Genomic DNA, 26,232 nt, shown 5'->3' on the forward strand with positions numbered 1-26,232 from the left:
GCTGCGCCGCGTGTTCGCCCGCCGCAGCCCGCGCAGCGCCGCCACCGCCGTCGATCCCGCCCCCAGCCGCATCGCCTACAGGCTGCACCGGCTGTGGCTGCGCCCGATGGTGCGGGTTCTGGTGCGCGTGGGCCTGCCGGCGTGGCTTCTGGTGATGGTGGTCGGGGCGCTGGCATCGGACGCCGACCGCCGCGCCTGGGTCGGCGCGCAGTGGGAGGGGGTGCAGTCAAGCCTTGCCACACGGCCGGAGTTCCAGATCGCGGGCCTGGCCGTCAGCGGCGCCTCGCCCACGGTGGAGGTCGCGGTGCGCGCGATGGCGCCGCAGGACTGGCCCGTCAGCTCGTTCGGGCTGGACCTGGAGGCGCTGCGCGCCGAGATCGAGACCCTCGACGCCGTTGCGCGGGCCGATCTGCGGGTGGGCATCGACCGGCGGCTGGCGATCAGCGTCACCGAACGCGTCCCCGCCGCGGTCTGGAGCACCGGCGACGGGCTCGTGCTGCTGGACGCCGACGGCCACCGCACCGCGCGGCTGCTGGCGCGCGAGGGGCGCGCGGACCTGCCGCTTCTGGGCGGCAGCGGGGCGGCCGCGGCGGTGCCCGAGGCGCTGGCGCTGATGGCCGCGGCGGCCCCGCTGTGGCGCGACATCATCGGCCTGGTGCGGGTGGGCGAGCGGCGCTGGGATGTCGTGCTGACGGGCGACCGGCGCATCCTGCTGCCGGAGACCGGCGCGGTGGCCGCGCTGGAGCGCGTGCTGGCGCAGGACCAGTCACAGGAATTGCTGTCGCGCGACGTGGTGCAGGTGGACATGCGCCTGCCCGGCCGTCCCACCGTGCGGATGTCCGACGCCGCGGTGGCGGAGTTGCGGCGCATTCGGGCGGCGGCGGCCGCGATGGCGGCATCCGAGGGCGGACAAACGGCAGGAGGGGCGATGCGATGACCGATCTCTACCGCAAGCAGCGGGCGATGCGGGGGCTGCGGCGCACGGCGCTGCAACGGGGTGTGGTGGCGGTGCTCGACATCGGGTCGACCAAGATCGCCTGCTTGATCCTGCGCCTCGAGCCCGCCGCGCATGGCGGCGAGGAGGAGGCCGTGGGCCCGATGGCCGGCCAGGCCGGATTCCGCGTGATCGGCGCCGCCACCACCCGCGCCCGCGGGGTGGAGTTCGGCGAGATCGCCGCCATGCAGGAGACCGAGCGCGCCGTGCGCACCGCCGTTCAGGCCGCGCAGAAGATGGCGCAGACACGGGTGGATCATGTCATCGCCTGCATGGCCGGGGGCATGCCCCGCAGCTACGGGCTGGCGGGCGCGGTCGACACGCTGGACGGCACCGTCGACGAGGGCGACATCGGCCGGGTCCTGGCGGCCTGCGAGATGCCCCCCTTCGGCGACGGGCGCGAGGTGCTGCACGCCCAGCCGGTGAACTTTGCCGTCGACGACCGCACCGGCCTGGGCGATCCGCGCGGCCAGACGGGTCGGCAGCTCGCCTGCGACATGCACCTGCTGACGGTGGACGCGCGGGCGCTGTCGAACCTGGTGCACTGCATCTCGCGCTGCGACCTGGAGCTGGCGGGGGTGGCGTCCTCGGCCTATGCCGCCGGGATGTCCAGCCTGGTGGAGGACGAACAGGAGCTGGGCGCGGCCTGCATCGACATGGGCGGCGGCGCCACGGGCCTGTCGATCTTCATCAAGAAGCACATGATCTATGCCGACAGCGTGCGCATGGGCGGCGTGCATGTCACCTCGGACATCGCCAAGGGGCTGCAGGTGCCGCTGGCGGTGGCCGAGCGGATCAAGACCCTTTACGGCGGCGTGGTCGCCACCGGGGTCGACGACCGCGAGATGATCGAGATCGGCGGCGACAGCGGCGACTGGGAGCGCGACCGCCGCACCGTCAGCCGGACCGAGCTGATCGGCATCATGCGCCCGCGGGTCGAGGAGATCCTCGAGGAGGTGCGCGCGCGCCTCGACGCCGCCGGGTTCGAGCATCTGCCCAGCCAGTCCATCGTGCTGACGGGCGGCGCGAGCCAGATCCCCGGCCTCGACGGGCTGGCCGCGCGCATCCTGGGCAGCCAGGTGCGGCTGGGTCGGCCGCTGCGGGTGCGCGGGCTGCCGCAGGCGGCCACGGGGCCGGATTTCTCGGGCACGGTGGGGCTGTGCCTGTTCGCGGCCCATCCGCAGGACGAATGGTGGGATTTCGACGCACCCACGGCGCAATATCCCGCCCGATCGCTGCGGCGGGCCCTGCGATGGTTCCGGGAGCACTGGTAGACGCCACATGCGGGGGGGGCACGCGAAATACCGCCGATGGGGCAGCGCGCCACCCGAGATTTCGGTACAGTTTAGAAGTTTTTTAATGACCCCATGGCATCACGAAGATAAAGTTACGGGCAGCATCCGGCAGCGGCGGCAACGGCCGCACCGGGACCAGAGGCGGCAAGAACGGGCGGGAAACGCATGGCACTCAATCTGATCATGACCGAGCAAGAGGAACTGACGCCGCGGATCACCGTGTTCGGTGTCGGTGGCGCCGGCGGCAATGCCGTCAACAACATGATCGACAAGGCGCTGGAAGGCGTCGAATTCGTCGTGGCCAACACCGACGCGCAGGCGCTGCAGCAGGCCCGCGCCCGCGCGCGCATCCAGCTCGGTATCAAGGTGACCGAAGGGTTGGGCGCCGGGGCGCGCCCCTCTGTCGGCGCCGCCGCGGCGGAAGAAGCGATCGAGGAGATCGTGGATCACCTGGCCGGCGCGCACATGTGCTTCATCACCGCCGGCATGGGCGGCGGCACCGGCACCGGTGCGGCCCCGATCATCGCGCAGGCGGCGCGCGAACTGGGTGTGCTGACGGTCGGCGTGGTCACCAAGCCGTTCCAGTTCGAAGGCGCCAAGCGGATGCGCCAGGCCGAGGAGGGCGTGGAGCTTCTGCAGAAGGTCGTCGACACCCTCATCATCATCCCCAACCAGAACCTGTTCCGGCTGGCGAACGAGAAGACGACGTTCACCGAGGCCTTCGCGCTGGCCGACGACGTGCTCTATCAGGGCGTCAAGGGCGTGACCGACCTGATGGTGCGCCCGGGCCTCATCAACCTCGACTTCGCCGACGTGCGCGCGGTGATGGACGAGATGGGCAAGGCCATGATGGGCACCGGCGAGGCCGAAGGCGAGGACCGCGCCCGCCAGGCCGCCGAGAAGGCCATCGCCAACCCGCTGCTGGACGAAATCAGCCTCAACGGCGCCAAGGGTGTGCTGATCAACATCACCGGCGGCCACGACCTGACCCTGTTCGAGCTGGACGAGGCCGCGAGCATCATCCGCGAGAAAGTGGATGCGGACGCCAACATCATCGTCGGCTCCACCCTCGACCCGTCGATGGAAGGGGTGATGCGCGTGTCGGTCGTCGCCACCGGGATCGAGGCCAGCGCCTCGGCCCATGACACACCGGTGCCGCGCCGCCGTCTGGCGGAGCCGCTGCAGCCGCCCGCGTCCATCCGCCCCGAGGAGTTCGAGCATCCCGCCGAACAGGTGGCCGAGCACCTCGATCCCCCCGCACGCCATCAGCCCGCCAGCCACGAACCGGCGCGCCACGCGCATCACGAAGCCCCCCGGCAGGAGCCCGCGCGCCACGAGCCGCACTCCGCGGCCAGCCAGGACCGGTACGGCACCCCCCGCGCCCGCCACGACGACATGCAACAGGCGCCCGCGACGCGCGACGCCGACCGGTATGCCCCGGCCGAGGTCGAGGACGACGAGGGTCTGCCGCCGCCCGCCTATGCCGCGCGCCAGCGCGCCGAGGCCGCCCGCCAGGCCGCAGCGGCCCGTCAGGCCGCGGCCGCGCGTCCGGCCGGAACCGCCTCGCCCGAGGCGCTGGGCCGGTTGCGCCAGGCGGTCCAGAACGGCCCCGGCCAGAACCGCGCGCACCCGTCGACCGCCGCAGGGCGTGAGGGATCGGCCGCACCTGTCGCCCGCAGCGCCGGTGTGGGCGCGGGCACGGCACGCTTCGGCATCAACTCGTTGCTGAACCGCATGACGGGGCAGGCCAGCGAACCCGCGCGCGCCCCGGCGCCGTCCCGGGCGCCGATGCCGCGCCCCGAGGCCCGGGTCGAACCCCGCCAGGACCCCCGGCTTGATCCGCGCGTCGATCCCCGGCCGGAGTACCGGCCCGAGTACCGCGCCGAGGCCCGTGCCCCCCAGCCCGCGCCGGAGCACGATCCCGAGCAGGAGCGGATCGAGATCCCCGCCTTCCTGCGCCGTCAGGCGAACTGAAGTCCCGCAACGGCGGGCGGACGGGGGCCGGGTCATACCCGGCCCCCGTTGCCGTTTGGCGCCGTACCGCCGCACCCATCGGCAGGTTCCCGCCGCTCCCGCACCCCCATGTTTCAGCGCGTTGCAAAGATTGAATTGTTGCACGACGGGCGCATGACTAGGTTGGACGAGCCGTCAGCAGACCTGTCAGGGGCGCACGGGGCACGCACACCACCTGATCCGAAGGGACGGAGCGTGCACACCCGGATCGGGCGGCAGCAGAACAGGCAAGGCGCACGGGCAGCGCGCCGGAAAGGGGTAGCGTGCAGACAACTCTCGCAGGATCGGTCCGCTTCGGCGGCATCGGCCTCCACGGAGGCCGGCTCGCATCCCTCGTGATCCGGCCGGCACCGGCCGGGCATGGCATTCGCTTTCGCAGGACCGACGCGGCCGGTGGCGGCGCGGTGATCCCGGCGTTGTGGACGCATGTCGCGCCCTATCCGCTGTGCACGCGGATCAGCGACGGGGCCGGGCACGACGTCTCGACCATCGAGCATCTGATGGCCGCGCTGGCGGGCTGTGGCGTGACCAATGCCCGCATCGACATCGATGGCGACGAGGTGCCGATCCTCGACGGCTCCGCCGCGCCCTTTGTCGATGGCCTGCAGGGTGTGGGCCTGCGCAGGCTCGGGGCGCCGCTGCGCGCGATCCGCATGCGTGCCCCGGTGGAGGTGCGCCACGGCCTCGCCGTCGCGCGGCTCGACCCGGCCGACCGGGCCGCGATGGCGTTCTCCATCGACTTCGAAGACGCGGCCATCGGCCGTCAGTCCCTGCGCCTGGACCTCGGCGGCGACCGTTTCGCCGAGGTTCTGAGCGACAGCCGCACCTTCTGCCGTCTGGGCGATGTGGAGCGGATGCGCGCCGAGGGGCTGGCGCTGGGGGGCAACTTCCATAACGCCGTGGTGGTCGATGGCGCGCGCGTCCTCAGCCCCGGCGGCCTGCGCCACCCCGACGAGGCCGTGCGGCACAAGATGCTGGATGCGCTGGGCGATCTTGCGCTGGCGGGGGCACCGATCCTGGGCCTCTATACCGGTGTGCGCGCCGGGCATGCGCTGACGGCGGCGCTGGTGTCCCATCTGCACGCCACACCCGATGCATGGGAGTGGGTGGAGGTCGATGCCGCCCTGGCCCGTCGTCTGCCGGGGGGCTGCGTGGCGGCCGCCGCGCATCGTCCGGCCGCCGCACGGATGCGCGCCACCGCCTGAGCCGGGGGGGCGATTGCCGTTTTGCGCGCCCCAAGCTACTGTGCTACTGCGATTTGGCGGGGGTGGTTCGGACCGGACCGCCGGCCCGCACAACAGGCAAGGATCGAGGTTTGGGGCACATGGCACGGCGCGGTGCGGCAGGGCATGGTCTGGTGGCGCTGGCGTTGGCGGGGCTGCTTCTGACGGGGTGCGGAGGCACGGGATCCAGCGGCGATGCGCTGAACCTGGAGGGGGTCCCGGCCGAGGAGATCTTCCGCCGGGGCGAGTTCGAGCTGGAGACCAGCCGCCGGGCCACCGATGCGATCCGCTATTTCTCGGAGGTGGAGCGGCTTTATCCCTATTCGCGTTTCGCCCGCCGCGCGCTGGTGATGCAGGCCTATGCCCTGCACCGCGAACGCAACTACGAAGAGGCGCGCACGGTCGCGCAGCGCTTCCTCGACACCTATCCCGGCGACGAGGACGCGGCCTGGGCGCAATACCTGATCGCGCTGTCGTTCTATGACCAGATCGAGGACGTGGGCCGTGACCAGGGCCTGACCTTTCAGGCATTGCGCGCGCTGCGCGACGTGATCGAACGCCACCCCGACAGCGAATATGCGCGCTCCTCGGTGCTGAAGTTCGACCTCGCCTTTGACCATCTGGCGGGCAAGGAGATGGAGGTCGGGCGATTCTATCTGCGCCAGCGCCAGTACGCCGCCGCGATCAACCGCTTCCGCGTGGTGGTGGAGGATTTCGAGACCACCACCCACACCCCCGAGGCCCTGCACCGGCTGGTCGAAAGTTACCTCGCGCTGGGCCTGACGGAGGAGGCGCGCACCGCCGGGGCGATCCTGGGGCACAACTTCCAGGGCAACCCGTTCTATGACGACAGCTTCCGGCTGCTGACTGGCCAGGGCCTTGCGCCCGATGCCGCGGGCGAGGGGTGGCTGCGCGATCTCTACCGCCAGGCGGTGCGCGGCGACTGGCTCTGAACGCCCGGGAGGCGGCGCACCGGGGGGCGGGAATGCTGCGCGCGCTCGACATTCGTGACATGCTGATCATCGACCGGCTGGAGCTTGCGTTCCAGCCGGGCCTGAACGTGCTGACCGGGGAAACCGGGGCGGGCAAGTCGATCCTGCTCGATTCGCTGGGCTTCGTGCTGGGCTGGAAAGGGCGCGCGGGACAGGTGCGCGCCGGCGCCGACAGCGGCGAGGTGGTGGCGGAGTTCGACCTGCCCCCCGCGCATCCCGCCCATGCCCTGCTGGCCGAGGCTGGAATCCCGGCCGAGGACGGCGTGGTCCTGCGCCGGACCCTGTCGACCGAGGGGCGGCGCACGGCCTATGTCAACGACCGCCGCGCCTCGGCCGAGCTGCTGCGGGCGCTGTCGGAGACGCTGGTGGAGCTGCACGGCCAGCACGACGACCGCGGCCTGCTGAACCCGCGCGGCCACCGGGCGCTGCTCGACAGTTTTGCCGGGGTGCAGGACGCGCTGGCCGCGACCCGAGCCGCCTGGTCCGCCCAGAGCGCCGCCCGCCGCCGGCTGGAGGCCGCCGAGGCCGCCCTGGCGGAGGCCCGCGCCGAGGAGGAGTTCCTGCGCCACGCCGTGGAGGAGCTGGACCGCGTCGCCCCCGAACCCGGCGAGGATGCCGCCCTCGACACCCGCCGCCGCCTGCTCCAGGGCGCCGAGCGCACCGGCGAGGACATCGCCCGCGCCGGTACCGCGCTGTCGGCCCAGGGGGCCGAGGGCGCCATGCTGGATGCGCTGCGATGGCTGGAGGGGGCGGCGGAGACGCTGGAGGGGCGGCTCGACCCCGCGCTCGACGCGCTTCAGCGCGCGCTGGCGGAGCTGGGCGAGGCGCAGGCCGAGGTCGCGCGCTGCGCCGATGCGCTGGAGGTCGACCCGCAGGAGCTGGAGCGCGTGACCGAGCGGCTGTTCGCCCTGCGCGGGCTGGCGCGCAAGCACAACGTCCTGGCCGACGCGCTGGCGGGCCTGGCCGACGATCTGCGGGCGCGGCTGGCGGCGCTGGATCGCAGCGGCGCCGAGATCGACACGCTGCGCGGCGATCTGGCGCAGGCCGAGGCCGACCATGCGCAGGCGGCCGAAGCGCTGGGGGCCGCGCGCCGGGCTGCCGCCACCCGCCTCGATACGGCGATGGCGGCCGAGCTGGCGCCGCTGAAGCTGGACCGGGCGGTGTTCACCACCGATGTGGCCCCTGCCCCACCCGGCCCCGAAGGGGCGGATGCGGTACAGTTCCTGATCACCACCGTGGCCGGCCAGCCGCCCGGACCGATCGACCGCATCGCCTCGGGCGGGGAGCTGTCGCGGTTTCTGCTGGCGTTGAAGGTCTGTCTCAGCGGTGGCGGCGGCGCCACGCTGATCTTTGACGAGATCGACCGCGGCGTCGGCGGCGCCACCGCCGATGCGGTGGGCCGCAGGCTGGCGCGGCTGGCGCGCGGCGGGCAGGTGCTGGTGGTGACGCATTCGCCGCAGGTCGCCGCCGCAGGCACCCATCACTGGCGGGTCGAAAAGCACGAGCGCGCGGGCCGCACCCTGTCGCGGGTCGTCCCCCTCGGGACCGATGCCCGCATCGACGAGATCGCGCGCATGCTGGCGGGCGACACCATCACCGACGCCGCACGCGCGGCCGCCCGCGCACTGCTGGCGGGGTGATGCCGACGTGATCGACGCACGGACCGGCGCACCTTTACTTCGCGGCCGTGCGCCCCGATCCTGTGCCCCTGCGGGACGCGTCCGGTGACATGGCCTCCGGGCGGCCAAGCCCCCTGAAACCGGGGTCCGGAACCGGACCCCGAAAGGCGCGGGCCCGAAAGATCCCCCTCCGAAAGACTGGAAAGGACACTCCATGACCCTCTCTGCACGACCGGCCCGGGCGGGCCTTGCCCTGGGCGCCGGGCTGCTGCTCGGAGCCTGCAACATGGCCGGGCTGCCGCCGATCCTGGACCCCACGCCCACGGCACCACCCACGGCGGGCATGAGCTCGGACGCCCAGCGCGCCACCGCCGCCTGCCTCGACCGCGCCGAGGCGCAGGGGTTGCAGGTGACCGGCGTCTCCAACGCGTCCGAGGTGATGGGCTTCGGCGGCCGGCCGGTGGGCCAGAACGTGTTCGTGAACATCGGCCGGGGCGGGCAGAACGTCACCGTGCGGTGCAGCTACACCTATGACACCGCCGAGGCGCGGATCATGACCCTGTGACGCGGACGCGTCAGGTGTTGGACAGGAAGTGCAGCACGTCGCCGTCCGCGACCTCGTAGGCCTTGCCCTCCACGCGCATGCGGCCCGCCTCCTTGGCGGGCTGCTCGCCGCCCAGGGTGACGAAATCGTCATAGGCAATGGTCTCGGCGCGGATGAAGCCGCGCTCGAAATCGCCGTGGATCACGCCGGCGGCCTGCGGCGCCAGGGTGCCTGCGGGGATGGTCCAGGCGCGCGCCTCCTTGGGACCGACGGTGAAATAGGTGCGCAGGCCCAGGAGCTCGTAGCCCGCCCGGATCAGCCGGTTGAGGCCCGCCTCCTCCAGCCCCAGATCGGCGAGGAACTCGGCGGCCTCCTCCGGGGCGAGCTGCGCAAGCTCCTCCTCGATCTGGGCCGAGATCACGACGGCGCCGGCGCCCTGGGCGGCGGCCATCTCGGCCACGCGGGCGGACTGGGCGTTGCCGTCGGCGGCGGCGCTTTCCTCGACGTTGCACACGAACAGCACCGGCTTGGCGGTCAGCAGTTGCAGCATGCGCCAGGTCTTCGCGTCCTCCTCGGCCACGGCGACGGTGCGGGCGGGGCGGCCCTCCTCCAGCGCCGCAAGCGCCTGGCGCAGCAGCCGGTCCTGGGCCACCGCCTCCGTATCGCCGCCGCGCAGCTTGCGGCTCAGCCCCGCGAGGCGCTTCTCGATGCTCTCGATGTCGGCGATCATCAGCTCGGTCTCGATGGTCTCGGCGTCGGCCACGGGGTCGATTCGCCCCTCCACATGGGTGACGTCGCCATCCTCGAAGCAGCGCAGCACATGGGCGATGGCGTCGACCTCGCGGATATTGGCCAGGAACTGGTTGCCCAGCCCCTCGCCCCGCGATGCACCGCGCACCAGACCCGCGATGTCGACAAAGGTCATCCGCGTGGGCACCACCGACCGGGATTTGGCCAGCACCGCCAGACGGTCCAGCCGCGCGTCGGGAACCGCGACCTCGCCCACGTTGGGCTCGATCGTGCAGAAGGGAAAGTTGGCGGCCTGCGCGGCGGCCGTGCGCGTGAGCGCGTTGAACAGCGTCGACTTGCCCACATTCGGCAGCCCGACGATCCCCATGCGAAAGCCCATGCGCGTTCTCCCCCGTGCGATGCCGCGCCCCGCTCATAGGTAGCCCGGCGCGCCGGTGCAAGCCGGGCTTGGACTCGGGGGCTGGCGGTGCAATGGTCAGGACCACGGAGGACAGGCATGCCCAGACCCAGCCACCACATCGTTCCCGGCCGCACAGCGGCCATCACCGCGCGCCCCCGCTGCTGCGGCCGGGCGCCGCGATGAGCGGCCCCGCACTGCACCGCCAGCGCCTCATAGACGCCCCCGAGGCGGTACTGGCCGAGGTCCTCGCCCTCAACGAGGCGGTGGAGGACCGGACCGCGCCGCTGGACCCCGCGCGGCTCAATGCCCTGATCGCGCGCGCCAGCTTTGCCGAGGCGCTGCTGGACGACGACAGCCGTGTGGCGGGGTTTCTGCTGGGCTTCGACGGGGACGCCGACCACGACAGCGCGAATTTCCACTGGTTCCGCGACCATGCGAAGGGCTTTGCCTATGTCGACCGGATCGTGGTGGCCCCGGCGTTCCAGCGTCGGCGGGTGGCGCGGCAGCTTTATGCGGCCTATGCGGCGGCGGCGCGGGCGCGCGGTCTGTCGTCGATGACCTGCGAGGTCAACCGCGTGCCTCCCAACCCCGAATCGGACGCGTTCCACGCGGCGCTGGGGTTTCGCGAACTGGCACAGGCGGTGCCCCGGCCGGGGCGGATGGTGCGCTATCTGATCCGGCCGCTGGACGGCTGGCCCGACGCCTGACGCGCCATTGATTTTCGCCGCCGCGTGGCGCACACCCGCGCGGACAAGTCAGGGGGAGTGCGCATGAGCCGGATCGGAACCACCTTCGCGCGGTTGCAGGCCGAGGGACAGAAGGCGTTCGTCGCCTACATCATGGCGGGCGACCCGGACATGGAGACCTCGCTTGCGGTGATGCGGGGCCTGCCCGGCGCGGGCGTCGACGTGATCGAGCTGGGCATGCCCTTCACCGATCCGATGGCCGATGGCCCCACCATCCAGTACGCGGGCCAGCGCGCGCTTGCGGGCGGCCAGACGCTGGAGCGCACGCTGGAGATGGTGCGGCGGTTCCGAGAGGGCGACACCGACACGCCGATCGTGCTGATGGGGTACTACAACCCGATCTATTCTCGCGGCGTGGACCGGTTCCTCGCGGATGCGGGCGCGGCGGGCATCGACGGGCTGATCGTCGTCGACCTGCCCCCCGAGGAGGACGTGGAGCTGTGCCTGCCCGCGCGCGCGGTGGGCATCGACTTCATCCGGCTGGCCACGCCCACCACCGATGACCGGCGGTTGCCTGCCGTGGTGCGCAACACCTCCGGCTTTGTCTATTACGTCTCGATCACCGGGATCACCGGCGCCGCCGCCGCCAGCGCGGCCGACGTGGCCCCGGACGTGGCCCGCATCAAGGCCGCGAGCGGCCTGCCGGTGGTGGTGGGCTTCGGCATCTCCACCCCGCAGGGCGCCACCGAGATCGCCTCCGTGGCCGACGGCTGCGTCGTGGGTTCGGCCATCGTCAAGCTGATCGCCGAGGGGCGCCCGGTGCCGCAGGTGCTGGAGGCGGTGGCCGCGCTGGCCGACGGCGTGCACGCCGCGGGCGCAAGGGCCCCGGCGGGCTGATACGCCCGGCGCCCGAAGGCCCCCCGCGACTCTGGTGGCCGCGGGGGGTTCTTCATGTCAGTCGAGGGTGGCTTCCCACATGTTCGGCTGGTTCTCGGGGTGGACCTCGATGTTGACCCCGGTGCGCGTGGCATAGGCCAGCAGCTGGTTGTGCACGTTGAGGAACACCCGATCCCCGTTCACGATCTCCCAGACATCCGCGATCATCTGGTCGCGCGCCTCGAGGTCGGTTTCGGTCGCCATCGCCTGGATCAGCGCGTCCACCTCCGGGTTGGCGTAGTTCGAGCCGTTCCAGCCGCCGCGCGCGCCTTCGGTCGAGTGCACGAGGAAGTCGAACACGTACTGGCTGTCAAAGGTCGGCACGCCCCAGCCCAGCAGGTAGAAATCCACCTCGTTGTTCTGGATCATCGGGAAGTGCAGCGTGCGCGACTGCGCCACCAGATTGGCGTTGATGCCGATGCGGCCCAGCATGCCGACATAGGCGGTGCAGATCGCCTCGTCGTTCAGGTAGCGGTCGTTGGGGCAGTGGAAATCGACGCTGAAGCCGTCCTCCAGCCCGGCCTCGGCCATCAGCGCGCGGGCGCGTTCGATGTCGGGGGGGCCGTACGCGTCCATCTCCTCGGTCCAGCCGTTGACGAAGGGCGGCAGGGGGGCGGCCGACGGCAGCGACTGTCCCCGCATCACCACCTGGCGGATCGCGTCGCGGTCCAGCGCCAGCGCCATCGCCTCGCGCACCAGCGGATCGGCAAACGGGTTGCCCTCGACCGAGGCCGAGCGCAGCGCCTCCGAGCCCATGTCGTAGGCGAAGAAGATGTTGCGGTTTTCCGGGCCGGTGGTGACGGTGATGCCGTCGGTCTGCTCCAGCCGCGCGATGTCCTGCACCGGCACGTCCTGGACAAAGTCCACATCGCCCGCCAGCAGGGCGGCCACGCGGGTCGCGGCCTCGGCGATGGGGGTGTAGACGATCTCGGTGATCACGGGCGCGTCGCCCCAGTGATCCTCGTTCACGCGCAGGACGGTGCGCACCTCGGGATCGCGCGAGACCAGCACATAGGGGCCGGTGCCGTTGGTGTTGCGCACGGCAAAGTTTTCCTCGCCGGCGGCAAAGTCCTGGGGCTGCTGGACGTTGTTGGCCTCGGCCCAGGCGCGGTTCATGATGAAGGTGTTCGTCAGGTTCTGCACCCACAGCGGCGCGGGGCCGGACATGCGCACATGCACCGTCAGGTCGTCCTCGGCGGTCACCTCGGCCACCGCCGCGTGCAGGCCGCGGAAGTCCGACGTGTCCGCCCGCGCCCGGTCGAGCGAGAACACCACGTCGTCAGCCGTCAGCGGGCTGCCGTCGTGGAAGGTGACGCCCTCGCGCAGGGTCAGAACCCAGACGGTCTCATCCTCGGGGTGGATGCGCCACTCGGTCGCCAGGCGCGGCGACAGCGACCCGTCGGTCGCACGGTCCACCAGCGTCTCGTAGATGTGGTGCAGCAGGGTCGAGGTCGGCCCCTCGTTGGCCGAGTGCGGATCGAGGGTCAGCGCATCGCCGACCCGCGCCCAGCGCAGGGTCTCGGCGTCGACGGGGGCGGCATGGCCCGCCGCCAGCACCAGCGCGGTGCCTGCCAGCAGCGCGCCACGGCGGGCGCGGCCGGCGAATGTGGAAAGAAATGTCATCGGGTGGTCTCCCTGTCGTTGGTCTGTCCGGGGGGGTGACAGGGTCGGCTGTGCCAGCCCGCAGGGCCGCGACAGTCCGCGCCACCCTCCCCGCGCGGAGCGCAGAGTCTCCAGCTTTTCGCGGGGTGTCAAGCGACGCCGACGGGCCGGACCCGGACCGACGCGCGGCCAGCCCGCAGCACGGACGAGGCCCGCCAGTGGCGGGCGCGCAGGCCCCGACGAGGCCCGGGTGCGACCACGCGGGAGCGGCCCGCCGAGCAAGCCGGGACGCGGGTGCGCAGCCGGGCCGTCCGTGCTGCCCGGTTCGGGCGGCACGGTTCGGCACGGTTCAGGCGGCATGGGGGCGCGGGTCGTGCCGCGCCCCGCCTGCCTCAGTGCTTGGCGAGGCTCTGGGCGCCGCTGGCGCGGGCGGCGCGGGCGGCCTCGTCGGCGGCCTCGTCCCACTCCACCGGCTCGGGGGTGCGCACCAGCGCATGCGCGAGCACGTCACGGACATGGCCAACCGGGATGATCTCCATCCCCTGCTTGACGTTGTCGGGGATCTCGCGGAGGTCCTTTTCGTTTTCCTCGGGGATCAGCACCGTCCGCACGCCGCCGCGCAGCGCGGCCAGAAGCTTCTCCTTCAGCCCGCCGATCGGCAGGACATTGCCGCGCAGCGTCACCTCGCCGGTCATGGCGATGTCCTTGCGCACCGGGATGCCCGTCAGGACCGACACGATGGCCGTGACCATGGCCACCCCGGCCGAGGGGCCGTCCTTGGGCGTCGCGCCCTCGGGGACGTGGACGTGGATGTCCATGGTGTCGAAACGCGGCGGCGCGACCCCGATCTCGGGGGCGATGGAGCGCACGAAGGACGCCGCGGCGTCGATCGATTCCTTCATCACCTCGCCCAGCTTGCCGGTGGTCTTCATCTTGCCCTTGCCCGGCAGGCGCAGCGCCTCGATCGACAGCAGATCGCCCCCGACGCTGGTATAGGCCAGCCCCGTGACCACGCCCACCGCGTCCTCCTTCTCGGCCAGGCCATAGCGATAGCGCTTCACGCCGAGGAATTCCTCCAGGCGCTCGGGCGTGATCTCCACGGTCTTCTCCTCGCCGCGGATGATGCGGGTCACGGCCTTGCGCGCCAGCTTGGCGATCTCGCGCTCCAGGTTCCGCACCCCGGCCTCGCGGGTGTAGGTGCGGATGACCTCCTGCAGGGCGGCGTCGGTGATGGAGAACTCGCCCGCCTTCAGCCCGTGCCCCTTGATCTGCTTGGCGATCAGGTGGCGGCGCGCGATCTCGGCCTTCTCGTCCTCGGTGTAGCCCGACAGCGGGATGATCTCCATCCGGTCCAGCAGCGGGCCGGGCATGTTGTAGGAGTTCGCCGTGGTCAGGAACATCACGTTCGACAGGTCGTATTCGACCTCCAGATAGTGGTCGGTGAAGGAGGCGTTCTGCTCGGGGTCGAGCACCTCCAGCATGGCCGACGCCGGATCGCCGCGGAAATCCTGGCCCATCTTGTCGATCTCATCGAGCAGGATCAGCGGGTTGTTGGTCTTGGCCTTCTTCATGGCCTGGATGATCTTGCCCGGCATGGAGCCGATGTAGGTGCGCCGGTGGCCGCGGATCTCGGCCTCGTCGCGCACGCCGCCCAGGGAAATGCGGATGAACTCCCGCCCCGTCGCCTTGGCCACCGACCGACCCAGCGAGGTCTTGCCCACCCCCGGAGGGCCGACAAGGCACAGGATCGGCCCGCGCAGCTTGGCACTGCGCGCCTGCACCGCGAGGTACTCGACGATGCGCTCCTTGACCTTCTCCAGGCTGTAGTGGTCATCGTCGAGGACCTTCTGCGCGTGGCCGAGGTCCTTGCGCACGCGGCTCTTCCTGTTCCACGGGATCGACAGCATCCAGTCGAGGTAGTTGCGCACCACCGTCGCCTCGGCCGACATCGGCGACATGGTCTTGAGCTTCTTGAGCTCCGCCAGCGCCTTGTCGCGGGCCTCCTTCGACAGCCGGGTGTCCTCGATGCGCGCCTCCAGCTCGGCCAGCTCGGACTGGCCGTCCTCGCCCTCGCCCAGCTCCTTCTGGATCGCCTTCATCTGCTCGTTGAGGTAATATTCCCGCTGGGTCCGCTCCATCTGGCTCTTGACCCGGGTCTTGATCTTGCGCTCCACCTGCAGGACGCTCATCTCGCCCTGCATCAGGCCGTAGACGCGCTCCAGCCGGGCAGAGACGTCCAGCATTTCCAGAAGTTCCTGCTTGCGCGCCACGTCGATGCCCAGATGGCCCGCCACCAGATCCGCCAGCTTCGCGCCCTCGCGCGAGGTGGCGACGGCGGCCAGCGCCTCCTCGGGGATGTTCTTGCGGATCTTGGCGTAGCGCTCGAACTCCTCGGTCACCGAGCGGGTGAGGGCGGCGACGGTGTCATCCTCGCCGGGGATTTCCTCCAGCGCTTCGGCGTGGGCCTCGAAATACGCCTCGGTCTCCAGAAACTCGGTCACGCGCACCCGTGTGCGCCCCTCCACCAGCACCTTGACGGTCCCGTCGGGCAGCTTGAGCAGTTGCAGCACATTGGCCAGCACGCCCACGTCGAAGATGTCCTCGGGGGTGGGGTCGTCCTGGGCGGGGTCGCGCTGGCTGGCCAGCAGGATCTGGCTGTCGGACTGCATCACCTGTTCCAGCGCGCGCACCGACTTCTCGCGGCCCACGAACAGCGGTACGATCATGTGCGGGAACACGACGATGTCGCGCAACGGCAGGACGGGGTGGCTGTGGATCGGCGCGTCGGTCATCGGACATCCTCGAACTTGTGGCGGACGCCATGGCCCCGCGATGGGCGGCGCATGTCGTCCCCGTGACTGTTGCCGCAAAGGTGGGGCAGCGCCCACCCCCTTTCAAGCGCGCAATTCCGACGGCGTGCGGGGATGGCGGGGCGATGCCGCCGCGTCCCGGGGCCATGCCACGGCCGCGTCGGCGATGCCCGGGGTCACCGAAAAATCACCGGCGCGTTACCGCGATGTCATGGTGGCCCGTCAGACCCGGCTGGCCGACATCCGGCCCGCAATCCAGAACGGAGACATCCCATGCCGCAGCCCTGCGCGCGCCCCGCAGCCCTTCTTGCCGCCCTGCTTGCCCTCGGAGCGCCCATAGCCGGGCCCGCCGCCGCCGCCAGCTTCGGCACGCTGAGCGGCAATGCGCCCCTCGTGATCGCCCACCGCGGCGCCAGCGGCTATCTGCCGGAGCATACGCTGGCGGCCTATGAGCTGGCGATCCGCATGGGCGCCGACATCATCGAGCCCGACCTGCAGATGACCAGCGACGGGCATCTGGTCGCCTTTCACGACAACACCCTGCACAACGACACCAACCCGCCCACGAACGCCGCCGATGTCTTTGCCCCCCGCAACGGCGGCTGGCTGGTCAGCGACTTCACCCTGGCCGAGATCCAGTCGCTGGAGGTCAAGCCGCGCCTGACCGCGCAGACCGAATTCCCCGGCTTCACCCCCAGCGCCGAGAACCCCCTGCGCGTGCCCACCTTTCGCGAGGTGCTGACCTTCCTGACCGACTACAACACGGCCAACGGCACCGACATCGGCATCTATCCCGAATCCAAGACCCCCAACCGCCCCGAGCTGAGCCGCAAGCTGGTGGAGGAGCTGCGGGAGTTCGGCTTCACCTCGGCCGCGCAGCCGGTCTACATCCAGACCTTCAGCTTCGAGGGGCTGCTCGACCTCGGCGCCATCCAGGCCGAGCTGGGCACCGACATGCGCCAGGTCGCACTGGGCGGCGCGATCGTCAGCGGCGGCGTGTTCGGGATCTTCGAGTTCGGCACCAACAGCTTCTTCGACCTCGCGACGATCAGCGAGCGGGCCGACGGGCTGGGCGTGTTCATCGGCAATTTCGCGGCCCAGGCGCTGTCGGCCGAATGGATCGCCGCCGCACATGACGCCGGGCTGGAGGTGCATGGCTGGACCTTCCGGCCGACCACGCTGGAGGCCTCGATCGACCTGACGCAGCCCTTCATCGACTGGGGGATGGACGGGTTCTTCACCGATTTCCCGGACCTGACGCGGCAGACCATCGCGCTGAACCAGCCGCAGGTGATCCCGCTGCCGGCCTCGGGGCTGCTGCTGCTGGGCGGTCTGGGCGGGCTGGCGTTCCTGCGCCGGCGGCGCGCCGCGGCACACTGACGCACCGCGCAAAAGCACAAACCCCCGAGCCCTGAGGGGCCGGGGGTTCCCGCATTCCGTACCGGTCACACCCGCGCGGGACAGGCCCCGCGCCGGTGGCTCGGCTCAGAGCAGCCCTTCGCGCTGGGCCTTCTTGCGCGCCAGCTTGCGTGCCCGGCGGATCGCCTCGGCCCGCTCACGTGCGCGCTTCTCGGACGGTTTCTCGAAATGCTGCCGAAGCTTCATCTCGCGGAACACGCCCTCGCGCTGGAGCTTTTTCTTCAGCGCGCGCAGCGCCTGATCGACATTGTTGTCGCGAACGCTTACCTGCATGTGGTTTTCACCACCTTTCCAAGCTAGAGTTTCAATACATCTGCAGGAGCGCGGCGTATAGCAAAGCCGATCCGGCCTGTCCACACCGCGCCCCGCTGAAATTCGTGGCCCAACCCACCGAGCCACAATCCACCGAGCCCCAATCCACCGAGGAGGCCATGCAGGACACACCCACCCCGACCGAGACCGACACCCCCACCGGACCCGACGCGGTGCGCGCGGCGCTTCTGGAGGCGGCATTGCCGCATGTGCCCTTTGACGGCTGGGCCGACGCGACCTTCCGCGCCGCCATCGAGGACGCCGGGATCGATCCGGCGCTCGCGCGGGCCACCTGCCCGCGCGGCGGCGTCGATCTGGCGCTGGCGTATCATGCGCGCGGCGACGCCCGCATGGTCGCCCGCCTGCACCGCGAGGCGCTGGGCGCCATGCGCATGCGCGACCGCATCGCCACCGCCGTCCGCCTGCGGCTGGAGGTGGTGGAGGAAAAGGACGCCGTGCGCCGGGGCGCCACGCTGTTTGCCCTGCCGCAGTACGCAGCCGACGGCGCGCGCGCGATCTGGGGCACGGCGGATCTGATCTGGACCACGCTGGGCGACACCGCCGAGGACGTGAACTGGTACACCAAGCGCGCGACGCTGGCGGGGGTCTATTCCTCCACGCTGCTCTACTGGCTGGGCGACACCACCCCCAACCACCAGGCCACATGGGAGTTCCTCGATCGCCGCATCGACGACGTGATGCGCTTCGAGAAGGTCAAGGGCACCGTGGGCGGCAATGCCGTGTTCCGCACCGTCTTTGCCGGGCCGCTGTGGCTGCTGGGGCAGGTGCGCGCGCCGATGCGCCCCGCCGATGTGGACCTGCCGGGGATGCGCGCGCCCGACTTCGGCCCCGGCGCCGCCCCCGACAGCGGCCGCTGAGGGCGGCGATGCCCGTGCCGCCGGGCCTGATCCTGGCGGGGGGGCTGGCCACGCGGCTGGGCGGCGGCGACAAGGCGCTGCGCGGGCTGGCGGGTCGTCCGCTGGCCGCGCATGTGGCCGGGCGCCTGCGGCCGCAATGCGGTGCGCTGTGGCTGAGCGCGAACGGCGATCCGGCACGATTCGCGGCGCTTGGGATGGCGGTGCTGCCCGACCCGGTGCCGGGGCGCCCCGGGCCGCTGGCAGGGGTTCTGGCGGGGCTGGAGCAGGCCGCGGCCCTGGGGCTGGAGGCGGTCGTGACGGCACCGACCGACACGCCATTCCTGCCGCAAGATCTGGTGGCACGGCTGACGGCGGCTGATCGCGGCGGCTTCGCCATCGCGGCCTGCACGGCCGAGGGGGCGGAGCGCCTGCACCCGACCTGCGGGCTGTGGCCGGTGCGCCTGCGCGGGGCGGTGCGCGCAGCCCTGGCAGCGGGACAGCGCCGGGTCGGCGGCTTCGCGCGCGACCATGGCGCAGCCATTACCCGATTCGATGACCATTGGGCGTTTTTCAACATCAACACCCCCGCAGATCTGGCACAGGCCGAAGCCGCGCTGGCGCGGGGCGCCTGAGCGCCCTCAGCCCCGGCGGATCAGCCAGGCAGTGGCCGCACCCTCGGGCTGGCGGTCCAGCAGGGTGTGGCCGGCCTCGGTGCAGAAGTGGGGGATGTCGATTTCGGCGACCGGGTCGGTGGTCAGCACCCGCAGCACCGCCCCCGGCGCCAGCGCCAACAGCCGCTTGCGCGCTCGCAGCACAGGCAGCGGACAGATCAGCCCCACCGCGTCCACTTCGTCATCCCACCCCATGACGGCGCAGATAGCGCGCACCCACCGGAGAGTAAACGCGCGCCTCAGGCGGCGTGCGCCGCAAGGCCCAGCGCACACCGCGGGCACAGCGTGTCGGACGCCGGCAAAGGGGGGCGTCCCGACGGCCCCTCGACCCAGTCCAGCGCGCCGGGATCCGCCGGGTCGAGCGCGCCACAGACCGCGCAGCACGACACCGGCGCCACGTCCAGGGCACGCGGCAACGCCGTCTCCGCCAGCGTGACCGAATGGTACAGCAGACGCCCCGCCCCGCAGCGCGCCACCGTCAGGCGCATGTCGCGGCGCACCCCGGGTCCGTCGCAGCGAAACCCCATCCGCAGCGCGGGACGTTCGCCCAGCGCCACCGCCATCAGCGCCGCACGAAAGCCGCTGCGCAACGCCCCGCACGAAAACGCCGCCGTCAGGTCGCGCCCCAGCACCGCCGGGGCCGGCGCCGCGCCGCCGTTGTCATGCCAGAAGCGCGCCCAGTTGCCCCAGCCGCCGGCCACCACCGTCAGCCGCGAATCGAGCACCAGCGCGATTCCGTCCAGCGACTCGAGCCTGTCCTGAGAGCACACCATGGCATACAGAGTGCCAGATTCCGGCGCAGACGCAAGCGCGGCGTCACCGTGGCGCCTGTGCGCCCCAGCGACCGGCCGCGCGCAGCTCGCTCGACGAGATCGCGCGCAGCGGCACGCGCACGAAGCTCCAGCCCGGCGCCCGGCGCCCGGCCAGTGCCCGCGGGACAGCCACCCGCCATGGCGCCAGCCGTCGCGCCGCCGGTGCCGACAGCGCCCGCGCCCCCACGCCGGGCCGCGCGAACACCGCCATCGGCACCCGCGCCGCGATCTCCTGCCAGCGGCCCCAGCGGTGCAACCCGGCCAGGTTGTCCGCCCCCATCAGCCACACGAACCGCACGCCCGGATGGCGCGCCTGAAGCGCCGCCAGCGTGTCGGCGGTGCGCCGCGTGCCCAGCCGCGCCTCCAGATCGCTGATCACCACGCGGGGGTGGTCCATCAGCGCGCGCGCCGCCGCCATCCGGTCGGCCAGCGGCGCCGGGCCATGCGGCTTCAACGGGTTGCCCGGGCTGACGAGCCACCACACACGGTCCAGCCCCAGCCGCTTGAGCGCCTCGCGCGTGATGTGGACATGGCCCGCATGCGGCGGATCGAACGACCCGCCCAGAAGGCCCACGCGCATGCCCGGATATGCCACCGCCCCACCGCGCATCCTGTCCCCTGTCTGCACCCTTGCGTCCGGATGCCTTGTCCGGGGGGGCGGCGGTGCTGTCAATCGGTCGCGGCCCGCCGGTCGGGCTTGCTTTATGCTGCAAACTGGTTATCTTTCCTTACCAGTCGGAGGGGGGAGACGATCATGGAGATGCCAATTGCCGACGTGCGCGTGCTGAATCGCCGCGAGCGTCTGGTCGCGGGCCTGCGCGCGATCCTGCCGGGCGACGCGGTGATCGACGATGTGGCCGAAACCCGCGCCTATGAGTGCGACGCGCTGACGGCCTACCGCTGCCCGCCGATGGCGGTGGTGTTGCCGCGCTCCACCTCCGAGGTGGCGGCCGTGCTGCGGTTCTGCCACGACGAAGGCGTGCCGGTGGTGCCGCGCGGGGCGGGCACGTCGCTGGCGGGCGGCGCGCTGCCGACCGCCGATTGCGTGATCCTGGGCGTCGCGCGCATGACCGAGGTGCTGGAGACCGACCTCGACAACCGCTTCATCCGGGTGGAGACGGGGCGCACGAACCTTTCCGTCACCGGCGCGGTGGAGGAGGACGGCTTCTTCTATGCCCCCGACCCGTCCAGCCAGCTCGCCTGCGCCATAGCGGGCAACATCGCGATGAACTCCGGCGGCGCGCATTGCCTGAAATACGGGGTGACCACCAACAACCTGCTGGGCGCCACGGTGGTGCTGATGGACGGCACGGTGATCACGCTGGGCGGCGCGCATCTGGACGCGCCGGGGCTGGACCTGCTGGGGGTGATCTGCGGCTCCGAAGGGCAGCTGGGCGTGGTGACCGAGGCCACGCTGCGCATCCTGCCCAAGCCAGAGGGCGCGCGCCCGGTCCTGATGGGGTTCGACAGCTCCGAGGTGGCGGGCGAGTGCGTCGGTGACATCATCCGCGCGGGCATCCTGCCGGTGGCGATCGAGTTCATGGACCGCCCCTGCATCCGCGCCTGCGAGGCGTTCGCCCACGCCGGATACCCCGACTGCGAGGCGCTGCTGATCGTGGAGGTCGAAGGCTCGGACGCCGAGATCGACGCGCAGCTGGAAGCCATCACCGCCATCGCCCGGCGCCACAACCCCGTGGCCCTGCGCGAAAGCGGCTCGGCCGAGGAATCGGCGGCGATCTGGAAGGGGCGCAAGTCGGCCTTCGGCGCGATGGGACAGATCAACGACTACATCTGCCTGGACGGCACCATTCCCATCGGCGAATTGCCCGGCGTGCTGCGCCGCATCGGCGATCTGGCGCGCGGCTACGGGCTGGAGGTCGCCAATGTCTTCCACGCCGGCGACGGCAACATGCACCCGCTGATCCTGTTCAACGCCAACCAGCCCGGCGAGCTGGAAAAGGCCGAGGACCTGGGCGCCGACATCCTGCGCCTGTGCGTGGAGGTCGGGGGCTGTCTGTCGGGCGAACATGGCGTGGGCGTGGAAAAGCGCGACCTGATGACCGATCAGTACGCGGCGGAGGACCTGGAGGCGCAGATGCGCGTCAAGGACGCCTTTGACCCCAAGTGGCTGCTGAACCCCGCCAAGGTGTTCCCGCTGGCCGTCAGCGCCAGCCGCCGCGCTGCATGACCCCCACCCGGAAGGACACGGTGATGCAGCCCACGAGCGAAGCAGATCTGGCCGAGGCCATCCGCGGCGCCAATGGCGCGCTTGCGATCCGCGGCGGCGGCACCCGCCCGCTGGGCCGCCCCGTCGCCGGAGAGGCGCTGTCGACCGCCGCCCTGTCGGGCGTGCGCCTGTATGAGCCCGGCGCGCTGACGCTGGTGGTCGGCGCCGGCACCCCGGTGGCCGAGGTCGAGGCGCTGCTGGCCAGCGAGAACCAGCGCCTGCCGTTCGAGCCGATGGACCACCGCGGCCTGACCGGCACCGACGGCATCCCCACCGTGGGCGGCATGGTGGCCGCCAATGCCTCGGGTCCGCGGCGGGTGCAGGCGGGCGCGTGCCGCGACAGCATGATCGGCGTGCGCTTCGTCGATGGCACCGGAGCGGTGGTCAAGAACGGCGGGCGGGTGATGAAGAACGTCACCGGCTATGACCTGGTCAAGCTGCTGGCGGGCTCCTGGGGCACGCTGGGGGTGCTGACCGAGGTCGGATTCAAGCTGCTGCCGGCACCGGCGGCGGCGGCCACGCTGCGGCTTGCCGATCTGGACGATGCGACGGCGGTGCGGGCGATGGCGTCGGCGCTGACCTCGCCGTTCGAGGTGTCGGGCGCGGCGCATCTGCCCGGCGCGGGCACGTTCCTGCGGCTGGAGGGGCTGGAGGCACAGGTTGCCTATCGCGCCGGGCGGCTGGTGGACCGGCTCGCCCCCTTCGGCCGGGCCGAGGTGGAGCGCGCCCCCGCAGCGGTCGCCGCGCGCTGGGCCGCGATCCGCGACGTGGCCACGTTCCATGGCACGCCGGGCGACGTGTGGCGGGTGTCGGTGAAGCCCTCGGACGGGCCGCTGGTGGCCGCGCGCGCGCAGGCGGACGCGGTGCAGTACGACTGGGGCGGGGGTCTCGTGTGGTTGCGCATGCCCGAGGGCACCGACCTGCGCGCCCGGCTGGGCGACCTGCCGGGGCACGCGACGCTGGTGCGCGCCACCGCCGAGACGCGGGCGCGGCTGGCACCCTTCCCCCCCGAGCCCGCCCCGGTGGCGGCGCTGGCTTCCGCGCTGCGGGCGAAGTTCGACCCCCGCGGCATCCTCAACCCCGGCCTCATGGCCCCCTGAGCGAGCCCCGACCGATGCTCCAGGTTCTTCCTGCCGCCGTCATTTCCATCGCCGTCTTCACCGGGTTCCTGATGATGTCCGACCGCAAGCGCGGGACCGCCCTCGGGCAGGGCGTCCTGGTTGCGGGCGCCGTTGTCTTCTTTGCCGCCATCGTCGCGGGCGGGCCGCTGGCCGGGGTTTCGCCCCGCGCGCTGGCGATCCTGGCCGTGGGGCTGCTGGCGGCGGGCTCGGGGGGGATGCTCTATCACCTCTATCTGGGGCGGTTCACCGAGGTGATGACCGCGCGGGCGGTCTTTGTCGGCGTCTATCTCGGGCTGGCCGCGCTCTATGCCCTGATCTTCCTGTCCCTGGTCTGAGCGAGGCTGCATGCAGACGAACTTCACCGCCGAACAGCTGCGCGACCCTGACACCGCGCGCTCCAACGAGGTGCTGCGCGCCTGCGTGCACTGCGGGTTCTGCACCGCGACCTGTCCCACCTACCAGGTGCTGGGCGACGAGCTCGACAGCCCGCGCGGGCGGATCTACCTCATCAAGGACATGCTGGAGACGGGCCGGCCGGCGGATGAGAAGACCGTCAAGCACATCGACCGCTGCCTGTCGTGCCTGTCGTGCATGACCACCTGTCCGTCCGGCGTGCACTACATGCATCTGGTGGACCACGCCCGGGCCCACATCGAGGCGACGTACAAGCGCCCGTGGTTCGAGCGCACCCTGCGCGCGGTGCTTGCGCAGGTGCTGCCCTATCCCGGCCGGTTCCGGATGGCGCTGCGCGCGGCGCAGCTCGCCCGCCCGCTCAAGGCGCTGATGCCCGACGCGCGCCTGCGCGCGATGCTGGAGATGGCGCCGCGCCACCTTCCCGCCCCCAGCCCCAACGACGCGCCGCAGGTGTTCCCCGCGCAAGGAGAGCGCCGGATGCGGGTGGCCCTGCTGACGGGCTGTGCGCAGAAGGTGCTGGACACCGACATCAACGACGCCACCATCCGCCTTCTGACCCGGCTGGGCTGCGAGGTCGTGGTGGCGCGCGGCGCGGGCTGCTGCGGGGCGCTGACGCACCACATGGGCAAGGTCGACCAGAGCCACGCCTTCGCCGCGGCCAACATCCGCGCCTGGGGCGCGGAACGCCGCGGCGGCGGACTGGATGCGGTGGTCATCAACACCTCGGGCTGCGGCACCACGGTCAAGGACTACGACCACATCTTCCGCAACGATCCGCTGGCCGAGGAAGCGGCCGCGATCTCCGCTCTCGCCTGCGACGTGTCGGAACTGCTGGAGCGGCTGGAGATCCCCGAGGGCGCCGACCGGGGCCTGCGGGTGGCGTATCACTCGGCCTGTTCGCTGCAGCATGGCCAGCAGATCAAGACCACGCCCAAGACCCTGCTGAAACGCGCAGGCTTCACCGTGGTGGAGCCCGCCGACGCGCATCTGTGCTGCGGCTCGGCCGGGACCTACAACCTGATGCAGCCGGAGATCTCGGGGCAGCTGAAGGCGCGCAAGGTGCGCACGCTGGAGGCGAAATCCCCCGACGTGATCGCCGCGGGCAACATCGGCTGCATGATGCAGATCGGCAGCGGCACCGGCGTGCCGGTGGTCCACACGGTCGAGCTGCTGGACTGGGCCACCGGCGGGCCAAAGCCGCGCGCGCTTGCGGGCTGACCCGCTCGACCCCGAGGCGGGATCGGCCTAGGTCCCGCCCATGGAATGGCGCGCGCAAGCCCTGCTGATCGCGGTCCGCCCACATGGCGAGACCGCCGCCATCGCCGAGGTCTTCACCGAGGCGCATGGCCGCCACGCGGGCGTTGTGCGCGGCGGCGCGGGGCGGCGCATGGCCCCCCTGCTGCAACCGGGCGCAGAGCTGGACGTGACATGGCGCGCGCGGCTGGAGGGGCAGATCGGCACCTTCGCGGTGGAGCCGGTACGCGGGCGCGCAGGCGCGGTGATGGGCGACCGTGCAGCGCTGGCGGGGTTGTCTGCGGTGTGCGCGCTGCTGGCCCACGTGCTGCCGGACCGCGCGCCGCATCCGCGGCTGTGGGCGGCCTCGCGCACGCTGCTCGATGCGCTGGAGGGGGTGCCGGACTGGCCCGCGGCCTATCTGCGCTGGGAGCTGGGCCTGCTGGACGAGATGGGCTACGGCCTTGATCTGTCGCGCTGCGCGGTGACGGGGACGCGGTCCGGGCTGGCGTTCGTCTCGCCGCGCACGGGGCGGGCGGTGTCGGCGGCGGGGGCGGGCGACTGGGCCGACCGGCTGCTGCCGCTGCCGCCCTGCCTGCTCGGGCTGGCCGAGGCGCGGGGCGAGCAGCTGCTCACCGGTCTGGCGCTGACGGGGTATTTCCTGGAGCGCCACTTCGCCCCCGAGGGCGCGGCCCCCCTGCCCCCGGCCCGCGACCGGCTGGTCGCGGCGCTGGCGCGGCGGGTCAGAGCTTCGTCGCCTCCGCCTGCGGGGTCAGTGCCCGGCGCTTGAGGACATGCTCGCGCCAGGTGATGAAGCTGACCGCGCCCAGGATCAGCGCGCCGCCCAGGATCACCCAGCCGTCGATCGGCTCTCCGAACACCAGAAGGCCCAGCAGGGTCGCCCAGACCAGTTGCAGGAACGTCACCGGCTGGGTGACCGTCACCGGCGCCACCGCGAACGCCCGCGTCATCGCGTAATGCCCCGCCGTGGCAAAGGCCGCGATGGCGAACAGCCAGCCCAGCTGCACCGGCGTCGGCGGCACCCACACCCACCACGCCAGCGGCGCCAGCCCCACCGTCACCATCACCGACAGCATCGCCACGACCATGCCCGCGTCGAATCGCTCCGACAGCAGCTTGGCCATCAGATACGACACCCCGAACGACAGCGCCGTGCCCAGCATCGCCAGATGCCCCGGCGAGATCTCGCGGAAGCCCGGGCGCAGGATGATCATCGCCCCCACCAGCCCCGCCACCACCGCAAGGATCCGCCGCGCCGCCAGCTTCTCGCCCAGAAACAGG

25 protein-coding genes are annotated in these 26,232 nt (G+C 71.8%); 17 read left to right on the forward strand and 8 right to left on the reverse strand.

Annotated features, from left to right (window positions below):
- From CCR87_RS15370 to CCR87_RS15400, 7 genes are all read left to right on the forward strand, one after another.
- Positions 1–937, forward strand: a 937-nt coding sequence (locus CCR87_RS15370) for a cell division protein FtsQ/DivIB (RefSeq protein ID WP_338048949.1), incomplete at its 5' end; no start/stop codon positions are given.
- Positions 934–2,268: a cell division protein FtsA gene (ftsA, locus tag CCR87_RS15375; RefSeq protein WP_201158418.1), complete on the forward strand. Its 1,335-nt coding sequence runs from the start codon at positions 934–936 to the stop codon at positions 2,266–2,268. The genes CCR87_RS15370 and ftsA, both read left to right, overlap by 4 nt.
- 186 nt (positions 2,269–2,454) lie before the next feature.
- Positions 2,455–4,263 carry a cell division protein FtsZ gene (gene ftsZ / locus CCR87_RS15380; RefSeq protein WP_201158419.1) on the forward strand — a complete coding sequence of 603 codons (1,809 nt, stop codon included), beginning with the start codon at positions 2,455–2,457 and terminating at the stop codon, positions 4,261–4,263.
- Positions 4,264–4,565: 302 nt separating this feature from the next.
- Positions 4,566–5,507, forward strand: a complete 942-nt coding sequence (gene lpxC, locus CCR87_RS15385) for a UDP-3-O-acyl-N-acetylglucosamine deacetylase (protein ID WP_201158420.1) — start codon at positions 4,566–4,568, stop codon at positions 5,505–5,507.
- Between the two features lie 119 nt (positions 5,508–5,626).
- A complete protein-coding gene (locus tag CCR87_RS15390) occupies positions 5,627–6,478 on the forward strand; it encodes an outer membrane protein assembly factor BamD (protein ID WP_201158421.1) in 852 nt (283 codons plus the stop codon).
- 32 nt (positions 6,479–6,510) lie between these two features.
- On the forward strand, positions 6,511–8,157 hold the full coding sequence (recN, locus tag CCR87_RS15395; RefSeq protein WP_201158422.1) for a DNA repair protein RecN: 1,647 nt from the start codon (positions 6,511–6,513) through the stop codon (positions 8,155–8,157).
- Between the two features lie 193 nt (positions 8,158–8,350).
- Positions 8,351–8,701: a hypothetical protein gene (locus CCR87_RS15400; RefSeq protein WP_201158423.1), complete on the forward strand. Its 351-nt coding sequence runs from the start codon at positions 8,351–8,353 to the stop codon at positions 8,699–8,701.
- Between the two features lie 10 nt (positions 8,702–8,711).
- Here the strand turns inward: CCR87_RS15400 and ychF are convergent, their stop codons facing one another.
- Complete coding sequence (gene ychF / locus CCR87_RS15405; protein ID WP_201158424.1) at positions 8,712–9,809, reverse strand: redox-regulated ATPase YchF; 1,098 nt, start codon at positions 9,807–9,809, stop codon at positions 8,712–8,714.
- A gap of 200 nt (positions 9,810–10,009) precedes the next feature.
- Between ychF and CCR87_RS15410 the strand changes: the two genes are divergently transcribed.
- A complete protein-coding gene (locus CCR87_RS15410; protein ID WP_201158425.1) occupies positions 10,010–10,537 on the forward strand; it encodes a GNAT family N-acetyltransferase in 528 nt (175 codons plus the stop codon).
- A 63-nt stretch (positions 10,538–10,600) separates the two neighbouring features.
- Positions 10,601–11,413 (forward strand): tryptophan synthase subunit alpha, encoded by an 813-nt coding sequence (trpA, locus tag CCR87_RS15415; RefSeq protein ID WP_201158426.1) that lies wholly within the window; start codon positions 10,601–10,603, stop codon positions 11,411–11,413.
- A 57-nt stretch (positions 11,414–11,470) separates the two neighbouring features.
- On the opposite strand, the gene CCR87_RS15420 is transcribed toward trpA, so the two are convergent.
- Positions 11,471–13,075, reverse strand: a complete 1,605-nt coding sequence (locus tag CCR87_RS15420; RefSeq protein WP_201158427.1) for an ABC transporter substrate-binding protein — start codon at positions 13,073–13,075, stop codon at positions 11,471–11,473.
- A 371-nt stretch (positions 13,076–13,446) separates the two neighbouring features.
- Complete coding sequence (lon, locus tag CCR87_RS15425; protein WP_201158428.1) at positions 13,447–15,846, reverse strand: endopeptidase La; 2,400 nt, start codon at positions 15,844–15,846, stop codon at positions 13,447–13,449.
- Between the two features lie 291 nt (positions 15,847–16,137).
- Between lon and CCR87_RS15430 the strand changes: the two genes are divergently transcribed.
- Entirely contained in the window at positions 16,138–17,244 is a 1,107-nt protein-coding gene (locus CCR87_RS15430) for a glycerophosphodiester phosphodiesterase family protein (protein WP_201158429.1), read from the forward strand.
- A gap of 105 nt (positions 17,245–17,349) precedes the next feature.
- On the opposite strand, the gene rpsU is transcribed toward CCR87_RS15430, so the two are convergent.
- On the reverse strand, positions 17,350–17,556 hold the full coding sequence (rpsU, locus tag CCR87_RS15435; RefSeq protein WP_201158430.1) for a 30S ribosomal protein S21: 207 nt from the start codon (positions 17,554–17,556) through the stop codon (positions 17,350–17,352).
- A gap of 158 nt (positions 17,557–17,714) precedes the next feature.
- On the opposite strand from rpsU, the gene CCR87_RS15440 reads away from it, so the two are divergent.
- Together CCR87_RS15440 and mobA are read left to right on the forward strand one after the other, a co-directional pair.
- Complete coding sequence (locus tag CCR87_RS15440; RefSeq protein ID WP_201158440.1) at positions 17,715–18,473, forward strand: COQ9 family protein; 759 nt, start codon at positions 17,715–17,717, stop codon at positions 18,471–18,473.
- Positions 18,474–18,481: 8 nt separating this feature from the next.
- A complete protein-coding gene (mobA, locus tag CCR87_RS15445; RefSeq protein ID WP_201158431.1) occupies positions 18,482–19,084 on the forward strand; it encodes a molybdenum cofactor guanylyltransferase MobA in 603 nt (200 codons plus the stop codon).
- A gap of 6 nt (positions 19,085–19,090) precedes the next feature.
- Here the strand turns inward: mobA and CCR87_RS15450 are convergent, their stop codons facing one another.
- The 3 genes from CCR87_RS15450 to CCR87_RS15460 are packed head-to-tail and all read right to left on the reverse strand — an operon-like array spanning position 19,091 to position 20,545.
- Positions 19,091–19,318 (reverse strand): sulfurtransferase TusA family protein, encoded by a 228-nt coding sequence (locus CCR87_RS15450; protein WP_201158432.1) that lies wholly within the window; start codon positions 19,316–19,318, stop codon positions 19,091–19,093.
- Positions 19,319–19,362: 44 nt separating this feature from the next.
- Positions 19,363–19,896 carry a hypothetical protein gene (locus CCR87_RS15455; protein WP_201158433.1) on the reverse strand — a complete coding sequence of 178 codons (534 nt, stop codon included), beginning with the start codon at positions 19,894–19,896 and terminating at the stop codon, positions 19,363–19,365.
- A gap of 43 nt (positions 19,897–19,939) precedes the next feature.
- Positions 19,940–20,545, reverse strand: a complete 606-nt coding sequence (locus CCR87_RS15460) for a nicotinate-nucleotide adenylyltransferase (protein ID WP_274609788.1) — start codon at positions 20,543–20,545, stop codon at positions 19,940–19,942.
- Positions 20,546–20,689: 144 nt separating this feature from the next.
- Here CCR87_RS15460 and CCR87_RS15465 point away from each other — a divergent pair, with 144 nt between their 5' ends.
- From CCR87_RS15465 to recO, 5 genes are read left to right on the forward strand one after another with little or no spacing between them, the layout of a single operon-like run.
- Positions 20,690–22,123: an FAD-linked oxidase C-terminal domain-containing protein gene (locus tag CCR87_RS15465; protein WP_201158434.1), complete on the forward strand. Its 1,434-nt coding sequence runs from the start codon at positions 20,690–20,692 to the stop codon at positions 22,121–22,123.
- A gap of 23 nt (positions 22,124–22,146) precedes the next feature.
- The gene (locus tag CCR87_RS15470) at positions 22,147–23,262 is read left to right on the forward strand and encodes an FAD-binding protein (RefSeq protein WP_201158442.1); all 1,116 of its coding nucleotides are present in this window, start codon (positions 22,147–22,149) and stop codon (positions 23,260–23,262) included.
- A 14-nt stretch (positions 23,263–23,276) separates the two neighbouring features.
- Positions 23,277–23,618 carry a hypothetical protein gene (locus tag CCR87_RS15475; protein WP_201158435.1) on the forward strand — a complete coding sequence of 114 codons (342 nt, stop codon included), beginning with the start codon at positions 23,277–23,279 and terminating at the stop codon, positions 23,616–23,618.
- A 10-nt stretch (positions 23,619–23,628) separates the two neighbouring features.
- Positions 23,629–24,915: a glycolate oxidase subunit GlcF gene (glcF, locus tag CCR87_RS15480; RefSeq protein ID WP_201158436.1), complete on the forward strand. Its 1,287-nt coding sequence runs from the start codon at positions 23,629–23,631 to the stop codon at positions 24,913–24,915.
- Between the two features lie 40 nt (positions 24,916–24,955).
- Positions 24,956–25,720 (forward strand): DNA repair protein RecO, encoded by a 765-nt coding sequence (gene recO / locus CCR87_RS15485; RefSeq protein WP_201158437.1) that lies wholly within the window; start codon positions 24,956–24,958, stop codon positions 25,718–25,720.
- Here the strand turns inward: recO and CCR87_RS15490 are convergent.
- On the reverse strand, positions 25,674–26,232 hold a 559-nt coding region (locus tag CCR87_RS15490), incomplete at its 5' end, for a DMT family transporter (protein ID WP_201158438.1). The genes recO and CCR87_RS15490 overlap by 47 nt on opposite strands.

Origin of the sequence: Rhodobaculum claviforme, assembly GCF_016653255.1 — a bacterium.
Classification (GTDB): domain Bacteria; phylum Pseudomonadota; class Alphaproteobacteria; order Rhodobacterales; family Rhodobacteraceae; genus Rhodobaculum; species Rhodobaculum claviforme.